The sequence below is a fragment of the Bacteroidia bacterium genome (assembly GCA_033391075.1).
Taxonomy (GTDB): domain Bacteria; phylum Bacteroidota; class Bacteroidia; order J057; family J057; genus JAWPMV01.
This window is the reverse complement of sequence record JAWPMV010000001.1, coordinates 2,742,378-2,756,827: the sequence shown is the minus strand read 5'-3', so window position 1 is coordinate 2,756,827 and position 14,450 is coordinate 2,742,378. Positions and strand designations below refer to the sequence as shown.

11 protein-coding genes are annotated in these 14,450 nt (G+C 41.5%); 7 read left to right on the top strand and 4 right to left on the bottom strand.

Features of this window, described 5'->3' with window-relative positions; all coding sequences use genetic code 11:
• Positions 1-15: 15 nt before the first annotated feature.
• The gene (locus R8P61_11140; protein ID MDW3647612.1) at positions 16-1,329 is read right to left on the bottom strand and encodes a T9SS type A sorting domain-containing protein; all 1,314 of its coding nucleotides are present in this window, start codon (positions 1,327-1,329) and stop codon (positions 16-18) included.
• A gap of 191 nt (positions 1,330-1,520) precedes the next feature.
• On the opposite strand from R8P61_11140, the gene R8P61_11135 reads away from it, so the two are divergent.
• Positions 1,521-2,993: a hypothetical protein gene (locus R8P61_11135; GenBank protein MDW3647611.1), complete on the top strand. Its 1,473-nt coding sequence runs from the start codon at positions 1,521-1,523 to the stop codon at positions 2,991-2,993.
• Here R8P61_11135 and R8P61_11130 read toward each other — a convergent pair.
• On the bottom strand, positions 2,990-5,167 hold the full coding sequence (locus tag R8P61_11130; GenBank protein MDW3647610.1) for a bifunctional alpha,alpha-trehalose-phosphate synthase (UDP-forming)/trehalose-phosphatase: 2,178 nt from the start codon (positions 5,165-5,167) through the stop codon (positions 2,990-2,992). The genes R8P61_11135 and R8P61_11130 overlap by 4 nt on opposite strands.
• A gap of 98 nt (positions 5,168-5,265) precedes the next feature.
• On the opposite strand from R8P61_11130, the gene R8P61_11125 reads away from it, so the two are divergent.
• From R8P61_11125 to R8P61_11110, 4 genes are read left to right on the top strand one after another with little or no spacing between them, the layout of a single operon-like run.
• Positions 5,266-6,618, top strand: coding sequence for a Mur ligase family protein (locus tag R8P61_11125; protein MDW3647609.1), 1,353 nt, complete (start codon positions 5,266-5,268; stop codon positions 6,616-6,618).
• Between the two features lie 37 nt (positions 6,619-6,655).
• A complete protein-coding gene (gene acs, locus R8P61_11120; protein ID MDW3647608.1) occupies positions 6,656-8,551 on the top strand; it encodes an acetate--CoA ligase in 1,896 nt (631 codons plus the stop codon).
• Between the two features lie 30 nt (positions 8,552-8,581).
• Complete coding sequence (locus R8P61_11115) at positions 8,582-8,812, top strand: DUF4212 domain-containing protein (GenBank protein ID MDW3647607.1); 231 nt, start codon at positions 8,582-8,584, stop codon at positions 8,810-8,812.
• 36 nt (positions 8,813-8,848) lie between these two features.
• Positions 8,849-10,612: a sodium:solute symporter family protein gene (locus R8P61_11110; protein ID MDW3647606.1), complete on the top strand. Its 1,764-nt coding sequence runs from the start codon at positions 8,849-8,851 to the stop codon at positions 10,610-10,612.
• Between the two features lie 352 nt (positions 10,613-10,964).
• Here R8P61_11110 and R8P61_11105 read toward each other — a convergent pair whose 3' ends face one another.
• On the bottom strand, positions 10,965-11,528 hold the full coding sequence (locus R8P61_11105) for a RidA family protein (GenBank protein MDW3647605.1): 564 nt from the start codon (positions 11,526-11,528) through the stop codon (positions 10,965-10,967).
• Between the two features lie 88 nt (positions 11,529-11,616).
• Here R8P61_11105 and R8P61_11100 point away from each other — a divergent pair, with 88 nt between their 5' ends.
• Positions 11,617-12,303, top strand: a complete 687-nt coding sequence (locus tag R8P61_11100; GenBank protein ID MDW3647604.1) for a hypothetical protein — start codon at positions 11,617-11,619, stop codon at positions 12,301-12,303.
• Positions 12,304-12,387: 84 nt separating this feature from the next.
• Positions 12,388-13,038 (top strand): hypothetical protein, encoded by a 651-nt coding sequence (locus tag R8P61_11095; GenBank protein MDW3647603.1) that lies wholly within the window; start codon positions 12,388-12,390, stop codon positions 13,036-13,038.
• Positions 13,039-13,103: 65 nt separating this feature from the next.
• Here the strand turns inward: R8P61_11095 and R8P61_11090 are convergent, their stop codons facing one another.
• Entirely contained in the window at positions 13,104-14,294 is a 1,191-nt protein-coding gene (locus R8P61_11090; GenBank protein MDW3647602.1) for a T9SS type A sorting domain-containing protein, read from the bottom strand.
• Positions 14,295-14,450 lie beyond the last annotated feature (156 nt).

The window sequence follows — 14,450 nt, the reverse complement described above, 5'->3', positions numbered from 1 at the left end:
TGTTTTAGGTTTGGGTTAATAAATAAGAACTCGTTTACTTATGGTCTTGCCATTGGAAATTGCGCGTAGGAGATAGATTCCGGAACTGAGCGTGTTTTGACTTTTGACAGAATAACTATTTCCTTTTGCTTTTGTCCTCAGGGCGATTTCCTGACCATAGAGGGTAAACATTTGTATATTTTCTAACTGAATAGAAGGCTCATTCCACTCAATTCTAAAAGTTCCATTTGAGGGATTGGGATAAAGATTGAAACCCAGCTCTTCAAAACTTGGACCATTGCTTAACAAAATCCCCACACTCAGGCCGCTGGTTTCAACCGGGAGGATATGACCATCCGCAAACATAGCAGAGACTTTATCTATACTAAATTCAATGGTCGTTTCTCCTTCCTTCTTTCCGCTGATATCTTCTATGACTACAATGATCTTAGCGATTTGACCATAACCACTGAGTTGCAACTGATCGGTCCTGCTGATGCCGATATCTACCTGGCCGAGATTGGCAAAGTTTTTATCCAATGCTATCATATCCACCCCCTCATTCCCCAACCAGGAATCAGAAAAGTCAACCCACAGATTTTCCTCATCTAAAAAAATCGAGGAATAATCTACACTAAATGCCAGGCCGTATACCGAGTCTACAGGCTGAGCAGAAGTCCCCAGCATAATGGCCGCTTCTATGGTATCTCCAGGCTGAAAACTGGTCGAAAGCACATCTATATAAAGAGGAACTCCATTATTACTCCCACTTAAACCCGGGAGTACTTGAGGACCTGAATAATTGAGGTCAATGGCTGTTAGATCATTTGCATCAACTGTACCATTACCATCTGTATCGCTATGGACATAATCAACTCCTGAATTTAGATTCTGAAGCCATTTGTCAGCAGGCTGTCCTACCCATGCAAGATGGGGATCCGGACGCAAAGCACCAGCTGAGTTAAAACTTTGCCCCAAAGCCAGCACATCCAAATTATTGGCCGCTCTATCCCCATTTCCATCTCCAGGGAATACACATTCGGGAAATCCTTTCAGTACAATTGAATCTCTAAAAGTCCCTCCTGCCTGATCAAGAATTCTTACATAAACAGTTGTGAAATTCTGTGTAGGAATAAGGTCCGCCTGTGAGCCCGTGTCTCCCGTACTCCAACTAAAAGTGTAAGGAGCCTGCCCCCCTCCATAGCTAGGTGAGAGGTTGAGAGGTTCATTCAAACAGACATTAAGTGTATCAAGGGGGAAATTGACATACAATGAGTCGGCAACTGCAATCCTGGCACCCGCTATCATCAGACTCAAAGAAAAAACAAGTATAGTTAGCAGCTGTTTCATAATTGAGGATACAGAATGTTTAAGGTTTCAGTCTTATTAATCGACAATATCAATTTTTTGTTTAAAACTTTTTTGAACAAACTTTAACAAAAATGGATACAAAGTGTTGTCTATATGAAATTTGAAATCTGAAAACCAGCAACTTATACACGCTTTCTTAGGGTGTTTCTGGATAAAATGGAAAATAGGGTATGAAAAATAATCGGATTATTGTTTTGCTTAAGAGTCTGAATAAGCGCGAGTTCAACAAATTTGTGTTGTATGTGAACTCTCCTTTCTTCAATCAAAGTTCGCGTCTGGTCAAATTGATTAATTATCTGGCGAGCTTGTATCCGGATTTTCCTCCGAAACTCATCAGCAAAGAAATCCTTTTCAAAAAGCTTTACGGCTCAAAAGAAAACTTCGAAGATCAAAAGATTCATGATCAACTTTCCCAACTCCTCAAATTGTTTGAAGGCTTCCTCGCCCAACTTCAATTGAAAGAGCAGTCAGAAAAAGCGGAGCTTCATTTATTGGATGCCTTGAAACAGAGAAATCTTGATAAACAGTTCCAAAGGGTCTATCGCCGTATGGAAGAACGTCTGAGTAAGGTAGAGAACAAAAACCCGGATTTTTTTCTGAGTCATTTTCAGATGTTGGAAAGGCAAGCAGAATTTCACGACCAAAGGCAGATTAGAGGCAAGCATCATAATTTCTCCGAAATCCTCACTTCCTTAAAGACTTTTTATTTGGGTTCGAGTCTTCAATATGCTTGCGAAATATTAAATCGAAGCGGCATTGCCAAAATCGATATCGAATTCAATAAGCAATTGATAGAAGAGATTCGAGCACAGTTGGAAGAAGAAGGGAATCCCTATTTGGAAGTGCCTACCATTTCGATCTACTATAAAATTCTCCTCAATTTACTGGAACCGGAAGAGATCAGGCATTATGAAGATTTGAAGGCCTTACTTTCGAAATATGCTTCTTCCTTCCAAAAATCTGAAGCAACGGTGATGTATGCCTATGCTCAAAACTATTGCATTAGGCAGGTAAATAAAGCCAATACCCATTTTTACGAAGAACTCTTTGAGCTGTATGAAGCTTTGCTGGATGCAGAGTTGCTGAATAACGACAATGGAGAATTTCCTCATGAGCATTATAAGAATATCACTACCCTGGGATTGATGCTCAAAAAATACGATTGGGTATTCGATTTTTTAGAAAACTATAAGAGTAAGCTTCATTTGGCCGTAAGGGAGAATGCGCATTCCTATAACCTGGCTACTTATTATTATGAAACCCAGCAATTCCCCAAAGCTATGCGCTTATTGCAGCAGGTAGAGTTTACGGACGTATATTATAATGTGTCGGCCCGGGCTACTCTGTTGAAGATATTCTTTGAGACAGGAGATTATGATTCTGTTCGGTATGTCTCTCAGGCCTTCCAGGCTTATTTGAAACGGAATAAATCTATTCCGAAACTCCACTACAATCGACACCTGAATTTCATTCTGATGATAAAGAAATTATCCCGACTTAGCATGAAACGCTATCGATTGGAGGATAAGGAGTTTATGGACGAAATACAGAAGCTGGAAAGCGAATTGGCTTCCCTAAAAGAAGTTTCCTTCAGATCATGGATAAAAGGAAAGCTCAGAATGCAAGACCCTCAACCAGTTTAGATATGCGAAAGCTCATCCAGTAATTTTCGGGCTTCTTCCACAGAACTGACTTTATACTTTGCCTCCGTTTTATTCAAGCCTACCTTTATCGCATATGCGTGAGGTGGGAGTGCTGCGAAAGTATCTTCATCAGTATGATCATCCCCAATGGCCAGGATAAAATCCCATTTTTGCTTATTCAGCCATAGAGCAGCTGCTTTGCCTTTATCAACTCCAGCATTTCTGATTTCCACTACCTTATTTCCTTCTAGTACCTGAAGGTTGTGATTGGCGGTGAAATAGATCAACTCATCCCGAATTTCACGTACCCGATTTACCCCCAGTTCATTATCTACTTTTCGATAATGCCAGGCCAGGGTGAAATCTTTTTCTTCAATAAAGGATCCAGGTGTACGTTCGACCAAATTATCCAGAACCGGACGAACATCGGTTTTCCAATTATCTACAACCGCAGCATTGAGTTGCCACTTTCCATTTGTCCACAACCAAACGCCATGCTCGGAAACCATTTCTATATTTTGATCACCAAACCATTCTCCCAGCGTATGTCTGTCTCTACCACTGATAATCACAGATTTGGTTCCTTCGGTTCCCACCAGACGGGCAACAATTCCATATAGCTCCTCATCTGGAGAGGCAGCATTGGGATCATTCTTAAATCCGACCAATGTTCCATCATAGTCTAAGAGCAATAGGCGTTTTTTAGCCTGTTTATAGCTTTCAAAGATCCTCTCTCTGTCTTCAGTAGAAAGGAGCTTGGTTTTTCTTTCTTCCTGGAATTTTTTGATTTCCATTTGTTGTTGGATAAAACTGTTGGCCCAATGTCTTACTTCGTATCGCTTGAGTTTCTTTTGCATCTCCTCAAGTCGATTTTTTTGTTCTTCGAGGGGCATCTCCATGGCTTGAACCAGGGCTTTTTCTACGTCCTTGGTATCATTAGGGTTTACCAAAATGGCCTCTTGTAATTCTTCAGAAGCCCCAGCCATTTCACTCAGGATCAAAACGCCCTCTTTTGAATCTTCCTTGCTGGCAATAAATTCTTTTGCCACCAAATTCATCCCATCCCGCAAAGGAGTTATCAATGCGATATGAGAAGCTTTATACATAGCGGAAAGGCTGTCAAAAGGAAAGGAGCGATAATAATATCGTATAGGAATCCAATTGAAGGTTCCCAACTCTCCATTTACATGACCTACCCGTTTGTCTACTTCTACTTTTAGTTCCTTATACTCTTCTACATTGGAACGAGAAGGTACAACTACCAGAATGAGAGTTACAGTTCCCTGATACTGCGGATTGTTTTTCAGAAAGCGGCCATAGCTGTAAATCCGCTCGGGAATGCCCTTTGAATAATCAAGTCTATCTATGGAAAGGATCAATCTCCTTCTTTGTCCATAGTCTTTGATAAACTGAACCTCTTCCGATATTTCTCCTTCCAATTTTGGACTGGCATATTTTGTATAATCAATCCCCATAGGAAAAGTATCAATACTGACACTTCGATTGGGGAGAACCACTTTCCCGAAATTATGCTCATGTCCCAAAATACGATAGGTCGCACTCAGGAAATGCCGCATATAGCCGAAGGTGTGAAAGCCTACCTGATCTGCACCGAGAATTCCTGTCAGGATTTCATTACGCCAGGGCAGGGTCCGGAAAATCTCATAGGAAGGGAAGGGGATATGCAGGAAAAATCCGATAGAAAGAGAAGGGTATTTTTCTCTCAACATACCGGGAACCAGCATCAATTGATAATCATGAACCCAAACCATATCTCCATCCTGGAGATTTTGTTCGACTGCCAGGGCAAATCTTTTGTTGACCTCAACATAGGATTCCCAATACATCTCCTCATAGCTGGTAAATTGAGTGAAATAATGGAAATGAGGCCAAATGGTTTTATTACTAAAGCCTTCGTAAAAAAGCTCTACGTCTTTCTGAGAGAGAAAGACCGGATACATATCGTCTTGCTGAAACTGAAGACTGATCGTATCTCTTTCATATCCATCTTCAACTGTTTTCCCCGGCCAACCTATCCACAATTTATCTATGGATTTGTCTAGCGAATTTAATCCGGTTGCAAGGCCGCCTGCGCTGGGATAATAGATGAGTTGCCCCTCTTTTCTGTCGATCGTTACGGGCAAGCGATTGGATACGATTATGATTCGTGCCATGTGGCCCTAAAGAAACCACGCACTCTATGATTTTCCAAATGACTTTTCGATGAATATTGATTAGATTTGCCTGCATTGCCGCGGTTTGAAAACAAAATATGAGGATTCATTTTATTGCTATTGGAGGAAGCATCATGCATAGTCTGGCCATTGCGCTCAAAGAAGCGGGCCATACCGTGAGCGGCTCCGATGACCAGATCTACGATCCAGCCAGATCAAAATTGAAAAAACATGGAATTCTTCCGGAAGAGGAAGGATGGCATCCGGGAAAAATATCGGAAGATATCGATGCCGTAATTCTGGGTATGCATGCTTATCATGACAATCCAGAATTGGCTCGTGCTAAAGAATTGGGTATAGCAACCTATTCTTTTCCTGAATTCATTTATGAACATTCACGCAATAAACACCGAATAGTTATTGCAGGAAGTTATGGGAAAACCACTGTTACTTCCATGATTATTCATGTACTGGAGAAAGCAGGAAGGGCCTTTGATTTTCTGGTGGGGGCCTCTCTTCCAGGATTGACCAATTCGGTGAGATTGTCCGAAGACGCTCCTGTCATCATTCTGGAAGGAGATGAATACCTGGCTTCCAAATTAGATCCCCGTCCAAAATTTTTGCTCTACCAACCACATATGGTAGTTATCAACGGAATTTCCTGGGATCACATCAATGTATTTGAAACAGAAGAGAAGTACCATAAGCAGTTCAAAGACTTATTGGATTGTATCCAGAAAGCAGGTACTGTTATATATAATAAAGAGGACGAAATCCTGGCGAACATGGCTGAAGACTATATACAGGACGAAAGTCTGTATGTCTATGACTTCACCACCCCAAAATATGAAATTGGCCAGGAGGGATTTAGCATTGAACTGGAAGGGGAGAAGCAACTCCTTTCGATAATCGGCAAACATAATATGCAAAATGTCCGGGCTGCCTGGATGGTTTGTCAATTATTGGGAGTTGAAATCCGTGATTTCCTAAACTTTATGGCTGACTTCAAAGGAGCCAGCTCTCGCCTGGAGCTAGTGCATGAGGAGGAAAAACGCATCATCTTCAAAGATTTTGCCCATGCTCCTGCCAAAGTACAGGCTACCGTTCATGCCGTTAGAGAAAAGTTCAAAGAAAGAAAGCTGGTTGCCTGCGTGGAATTACATACCTTCAGCAGCCTCAATCAAAAATTCCTGCCTCATTATAAGGATACCCTTGAGGATGCAGATCATAAGATTGTCTTTGTTGATCCCCATGCGACAGAGAAGCGCAAGATGGAGCCTATCAGCAAAGAAGATCTCGTTCAGGGATTTGGAGATGACTCCCTTATCTATGTAAAAAATTCTGATGAATTGCTATCTGCGCTTTCCAGCCTCCAAGTAGAGAAAGATGTTCTTCTGATGATGTCATCAGGGAATTTTGGAGGCCTCGACTGGGAAGAGCTGAAAAAATAAAAAAGAATACTAATTTGAGAGAAAAGGAACTATAACTATGACTACTAGAATTAAAAGCTTTTCTGAATATCAGGAAGTTTATAAAAGAAGCGTAGAAGACCCGGAAGCATTTTGGGCAAAAGAGGCAGAGAGCTTTAGTTGGAAAAAGAAATGGGACAAAGTCCTGGAATGGGATTTTCGTACGCCTGATGTGAAATGGTTTTTGGGAGGCAAATTAAATATCACCGAAAATTGCCTGGATCGCCATCTGGAAAGCCGGGGGGATAAAGTAGCCATCTTGTGGGAACCCAATGATCCCACAGAAGAAGCAAGGTCCTATACCTATAAAGAACTCTATCACGAGGTCTGCAAAATGGCCAATGTCCTCAAGAAAAATGGCATCGGCAAAGGAGATCGTGTGTGCTTTTATATGCCTATGGTTCCTGAGCTGGCCATTTGTGTGCTGGCCTGTGCGAGGGTAGGGGCGATTCATTCGGTTGTATTTGCAGGATTCTCAGCAACCGCTCTTGCAGATCGGATCAATGATGCCACTTGTAAGATGGTGATTTGTTCGGATGGCAATTACAGAGGAAAGAAAAATATACCTGTTAAAGATGTAGTCGATGCAGGCCTTGAACATACGACTTCCATTGAAACGGTTTTGGTCTTGAAAAGAACAGGAGCGGAGGTTTCCTGGAAGGAAGGAAGAGATAAGTGGATCCATGAGGAATTGGTCGGAGTGGCTGATACTTGTGAAGCGGAAGCCATGGATTCTGAAGACATGCTCTTTATCCTTTATACTTCAGGTTCTACCGGGAAGCCTAAAGGAGTAGTTCATAGCTGCGGAGGCTATATGGTCTATGCCGAATTTTCCTTCAGAAATGTATTCCAATACGATGAAGATGATATTTATTGGTGCACAGCTGACATTGGCTGGATCACCGGCCATTCTTATATAGTTTATGGACCTCTCCTGGCTGGTGCAACCAGCATGATGTTCGAAGGAGTACCTACTTATCCGGATGCAGGGAGATTCTGGGAAATTTGTGAGAAGCATAAGGTAAGTCATTTTTATACAGCTCCAACTGCCATTCGAGCCCTTCAAGCTAAAGGATTAGAATATGTAACTCCATATGATCTGAGTGCGCTTAAAGTTCTGGGAACGGTAGGAGAACCGATTAATGAAGAAGCTTGGCACTGGTATGATGATAATATTGGAGCTAAAGGATTGCCTATTGTCGACACCTGGTGGCAAACAGAAACGGGGGGAATGATGATTTCTCCTCTTGCAGGAATTACTCCTTTGAAACCATGCTTTGCCACTTTACCGCTGCCGGGCATACAGCCGGTTTTGGTAGATTCGGAGGGAACAGAAATAGAAGGAAATGATGTGGAAGGACTTTTATGTATCAAATTCCCCTGGCCTTCTATGATTCGAACTACTTATGGAGATCATGAACGCTGCCGCATGGTATATTTCTCCTCTTTTGAAGACAAATATTTCACAGGAGATGGATGTAGGAGGGATGCCGATGGATTCTATCGGATTATCGGCAGGGTTGATGATGTGATCAATGTTTCCGGTCATAGAATGGGTACGGCGGAAGTTGAAAACGCCATCAATCAGCATGCTGATGTGGTCGAATCTGCAGTCGTGGGCTATCCCCACGATATCAAAGGTCAAGGCATTTATGCCTATGTGATTTGTTCTGAGGCAGCCCAAAACAATCCAGAGATTGTAAATGAAATTCGCCAGGTAGTAACCCAAGAGATTGGACCTATTGCCAAACCGGATAAAATACAGGTGGTCCCAGGACTGCCCAAAACGCGTTCCGGTAAAATTATGAGAAGGATTCTTCGAAAGATAGCAGATGGAACTGCTTCGAATCTGGGAGATACTTCTACTTTGTTGGATCCCAGCGTTGTTGATGTGATAAAAGAGGGAGCGCTTTAAGGCGCTTCCTAAACCTATACTACTACTATAATGAAAGATGTAAAACAGTATTGGAAGACCAATATTCGTTATCTGCTGATCCTGCTTGCCATTTGGTTTGTTTCTTCCTTTGGCCTGGGGATCCTCTTTAAGGAACAATTGGGTATATGGGGCTTTTGGTTCGCCCAACAGGGCTCCATTTATGTATTCGTTGTATTGATTTTTGTCTACGTGTTTTTGATGAATCGCCTGGACAAAAAATATGATGTTGACGAAGAATAGTCTTTTCCCTTTTACCACCTTCAAGAATTTCGAATTATGTCTTTGCAAGTCTGGACTTATATAATAGTTGCGCTTACTTTTCTCTTATACATCGGCATTGCCATTTGGTCGAGGGCGCGCTCTACTAAAGATTTTTATGTAGCCGCAGGAGGAGTTTCTCCTCTGGCAAATGGAATGGCTACGGCAGCTGATTGGATGTCAGCAGCATCTTTCATTTCTATGGCCGGTCTGATTTCCTTTATGGGATATGATGGCGGGGTTTACCTGATGGGATGGACAGGAGGCTATGTGCTTCTTGCACTTTTACTGGCTCCTTATCTTCGAAAATTTGGGGAATTTACCGTTCCAGATTTTATCGGTTCTCGCTATGCGGGAGATGATAGCTCCGCAAGGATCAATTGGGCTCGATTGGTAGCTGTGATCTGCGCACTTTTTGTTTCTTTTACCTATATCGTAGGGCAGATGAAAGGGGTAGGGGTAGCCTTTTCCCGCTTTTTGGAAATTCCCTTTGAATTAGGAGTTCTCATCGGTATAGGGATAGTATTTTTCTATGCGGTTTTAGGGGGAATGAAAGGGATTACCTATACCCAGGTGGCCCAGTATTGTGTATTGATTTTCGCCTTCCTGGTTCCAGCCATCTTCATCTCTATTCAGATTACAGGAAATCCCATTCCACAACTCGGATTCATGGGAGACTTTAAGGAAGAAGGCGTTTCCCTGATGACTAAACTGAACCAATTGAATGTTGATCTGGGCTTTGAAGAATACACTTCTGGAACCAAATCCAAAATTGATGTATTCTTTATTACAGCAGCTCTGATGCTGGGAACAGCCGGGCTACCGCATGTGATAGTTCGCTTTTTTACCGTTCCAAAGGTCAAGGATGCCCGAATGTCCGCTGGCTATGCCCTTTTATTCATTGCTATCCTTTATACGACCGCTCCCGCAGTGGCAGCATTCGCCCGCGCAAATATGATCGATACAGTACATGGAAAGTCTTATGAAAACGTAGCGGATTGGGTACCAAAATGGAGAGATGCAGGCTTGATCACTATGGAAGATAAAAATGGCGATGGCATCATTCAGTACTACAATGATAAAAATCCGGAATTTGCTGCAACGGCCGAAGCCAATGGCTGGAAAGGCAATGAGTTTACGCCGGATCGCGATATTATGGTTTTGGCAAATCCCGAGATTGCCGATTTGCCCAATTGGGTGATTGCCCTGGTGGTAGCGGGGGGATTGGCAGCAGCTTTATCCACAGCTGCAGGTCTGCTGCTGGTTATATCTACTTCTGTTTCACATGATTTGCTGAAGAAAACTTTCATGCCGGATATTAGCGATAAGAAAGAACTGATGTATGCCCGTATCGCAGCAGGTCTGGCCGTAATACTTGCAGGAATAGCAGGAATAAATCCTCCGGGTTTTGTGGCTCAGGTAGTAGCTTTTGCCTTTGGCTTAGCAGCCTCTTCCTTCTTCCCAGCCATCTTTTTGGGAATATTCGACAAACGAACCAACAGACAAGGGGCCATCGCAGGTATGGTATCAGGCATTCTCTTTACTGCCATATATATCATTTACTTCAAATTTGTATTTGAAGCTCCTGCTGGTGCAAGCGCAGAGGACTACTGGTGGTTCGGAATATCCCCTGAAGGGATAGGAACCCTGGGTATGCTTATCAATTTGGTGATCACAATTGTAGTATCCCGTATGACTCCTGCTCCATCTGAAGAAATTCAGGATATGGTTGAAAGCATTAGAATTCCCAGAGGATCAGGTGGTCCTGCTGAGGCACATTAATAGTTGTTTTCTTTTTCCTTAGATGAAAAAGAAACAAAAAATCAAGCTGCTGCAAATCCAGCGCTTAGTCCGACCCCCGCACCCGATGCAGCAGCGAGGCCCCGTCGCGCAAAGGGAAAGTGTTGGTGTGTTAGGGTATTAGTGTGTTGGAGTTGAAGAGGAACCTGTAAATTACAATCGCTAACACCCTAACACTCAAATGCCCAAACACCTATCATTCGGTGCGCTGGCCCTGCAGAGCCCATAGGGAAAAGGGGCGGCAGGTGCGGCTGGCTTTGGGCTCTGCGATTTTTGACTCCATCTTTTTCTAAAAAAGATGGAAAAGAAACCCAGACAAACAACTAAGTAAGAACTATTCTACTTCAACAATCATTTCAATCTCAACAGAGGTATTCCTGGGTAGTGAATTCATGCCGACCGCTGCACGGGCATGCTTCCCTCTTTCTCCGAAAACCTCTACCATCAAATCAGAGAAACCATTGATAACTTCAGGTTGATTACCGAAATCTGGCCCACAATTGACCATGCCCAATACTTTAACTATCCTTTTCACTCGATTCAGATTTCCCAATTCTACTTTCAGAACAGATAACTGACTGATTGCCGTAAGTCTGGCTGCTTCATAGCCTTCTTCCACCGTTATGTCTTGTCCAACCTTTCCTGTTACATAGCCTCCCTCAGGCTTATTTGGGCCTTTTCCTGCCAGAAAAAGCAGATTTCCTGTCTGTACAGCATTTACATAATTGGCCACAGGTGCTCCGGGTGTGCTAAGTTCTATCCCCAGTTCTTTAAGTTTTGCTTCAGGATCATAATCACTCTCAAATTGAGCTTTTAGGGAATTTTGCGAACTCTTTTTTTCTATCCCCTGGCAGCTAAGCAGGAGTATTAATACTGGAAAAATAATTAAGTATCTCATTATCAATAAGTTGGTTTTGGTCTCCAGGCAACTGGAGTTTGATTTTGGCGTTACTAAATTAAGGCTATTCTCTAAAAACTACGAAAACATGAAAAACTACTTCAAACTGTTATTTCTTGCCATACTCCTATTTAGTATTAGCGCTTGTGTTAATTATGAGGAATCATATTCACTTTCGCCTGAGTGGTACCGTATCGATTTAAGTAATCCTATTCCTGGACAAATTTCTTATTATGAAAGGTTTGAGGGATGTATTTCGAGTTTCGAATTAACAGGTGATACCTTGAAACTTCAAATTACGGAAAAGGAAGGCGTGTTATTCCTCCGAGAATCATTTACAAAAAATTCTCCAATTAGAAAATCTGTATCTGGAAGAAGGATAGTTGAATATCCTTTATATAGTGTTAAAAATCAGCTATATCTACCTGAGCGGAATAGATCCAAATTGTTCTGGTTTTATGAAAGCGATTATCTTCATTTAAAGCCAAAGGAATCTATATCTATGTATCAACAAAGCTGTTTGGTAATGTTGGGGAATGAGATTTTTACAGGCAATGAAACGGGCTATATTGATCGCTTTGAGATTGGCCCATATGTGTTAGCTAATCAGCATGTAGTTTCATGCGAACCAAACTACCTATACTCATATCTGTTTTACAACCATAGAGAGCTGGAAATGAGCTATTATTTAAATGCTTTTGGAAGAAAAGGATTTAAACTTATCAATGCTGATCTGCCACAAAACTCTTCTTTGGAAAGAAGTAGTAGCAATTAAAGGGAAATACAGCGAAGACTTTTAGATTCATATGTGTTAGAAACATCGAGGCAAGCATCTTAATTTATCTTCAAGCAAGATGCTATGAAAGGCCTACACTTCTCCGTAATAGGAGGGATATTACTCTCTGCCTGTACAAATTTCTCAAACAACTTTAGCGTGAGTCCGCAACAGGAAAGAGTGGATTTGCTCAATCCTAAACCCGGACAAGTTTCTCGTTACGAAATGTTTATGGCTTGCACATCAAGCTATAAAAGCACGGGAGACACCCTCTTGCTGGAAGTTATAGAGAAGAATGGGGCTTTGTATTATCAGGAAAGCTTTACACAGGCTTCGCCCATTAAAAGTCTGGCTTGGGGCAATGAAGTGAAAAGCTATCCGATTCGGTTGGAAGGAAGTCAGCTTCATTTTCCTCCGGAGGTTAATTCCTTTTTGTGGTGGTTTTTGGATAGAGAGTTTCTTGATTTAGTTCCGAAAAATCCCATATCAATGGAAATCAGGGAGTGTTCCTTCCATTTTCCTGGACATTTATTTGAGGACAAAAAGATTGGATTTGTTCCCGAATTTCGCCTGGCCTCATATGTCTTGCTGGATCAGTGGATTTGTCCGGGGAATCCCAATTTAACCAACTCCTTTTTTCTTTATACTCAGGGAGAATTACAGATAAGTTTTTTCATCAATATTTCATTCAGCAGAGGATTTCGCCTTATTTACCAGGGAATGGATCGTTTGTGAGCCTCTGAAATAAAAAGAGACTGCCTTTTGAGACAGTCTCTGAACCAAATGATTGACAATTATAATTAATTCTTTTTTGTGAACTTCAGGTAATGAATACTATCATTTGGTCCCTGAATTTTTACGAAGTAGTTCCCTGCCGGAAGTTCTTCAATATTTAGTTTTTTTATAGAATTTCCTTTTTTGATTTTTCCATTGATCATTTCTTTTCCTCTTAAATCCAGCACCCAAAATGCGTGATCCCTTTCCTCCTGAATATAGGTTTCTATGGAAACCTTATGTTCTGCCGGACTAGGATAGAGGATGTAGGCTTGATCTTTCCCCCAATCAAACTGTACTTCCAAAGTGTTTGAATAATCTGCAGTTCCATTCAAATCAATCTGTTTAATTCGATAATAGACTCTTTCAGTCATAGGGGAATTATCATAAAATGTATAGGATTGAGGACTATTTGAATTCCCCTTAGAGGCTAAACTTGCGATATCTGTGAAATCTCCATGCTCCAACTTCTTTTCAATCACAAAGCGATCGTTATTAATCTCCCAGGCTGTAATCCAGAACAACTTGACTTCCTGGTTATTGGTATTTGTCGCTGTAAAGCTCATCCATTCAACCGGCAAGGTGCCTGCGCTGATACTTACCAGGGAGGTATTCCAGGGAGAGCTAGATCCATAGCTCAGCAAAGCTGTAGAAAAGCTACCTGTAGTTACAAGGCTTAGATTGGGATCTCCGGAACCCTTAAAACCGGAAATTCTATACCTTCCCAGTCGATGTGTCAATTGATTATTATCAATTTTTGCAACACGTGTATCAAATGCATTTTGATTGCCCGGCCCTGGACCATTGAGTTCTATATTCAAAATATTTGGACGACCGTTGGGAATACTTACTGAAATAGAATTGTAATAGTTGTTCCGAGTTATAGCATCATTAAATGCTCCGTCCGTATTGCTAGGAACAAAGGTGCCATATCCATCTTCTTGCCCAAATAAGGAAGAAGGGTTGCTTAGTTGGTGCAAACCGGGATTGGTAAATTTGCTATTGTCAAATGAAATTCGAAACTGAGAATCTCCCAGATAAACGGGCCCAGAGGACGCATTTCCCTCATGAATGTAAACATCAAAGAAATAGTCAGATCCTGAAATATTTTCATTAGCAATTGTAATCACAGCACTTACCTGAGAGAATCCTAATTTGAAGCCTCCAGTAAATACTATAAATGCAATAAGAAAAATTTTAAGGTAAAGTTTTTTCATAGCTTGATTAGAAAAGATGTAAATGCCTCAGGAAGGAAAGGCTTATAAATTCGAAAGAAATCTGTTCAGGAAAAATAGAAAAGAAGCAAATTTCAGTATAGATAATGCGGCCTTATTTCATTTAATAAAAATTACGAAAAATCGTCATAATAGCAA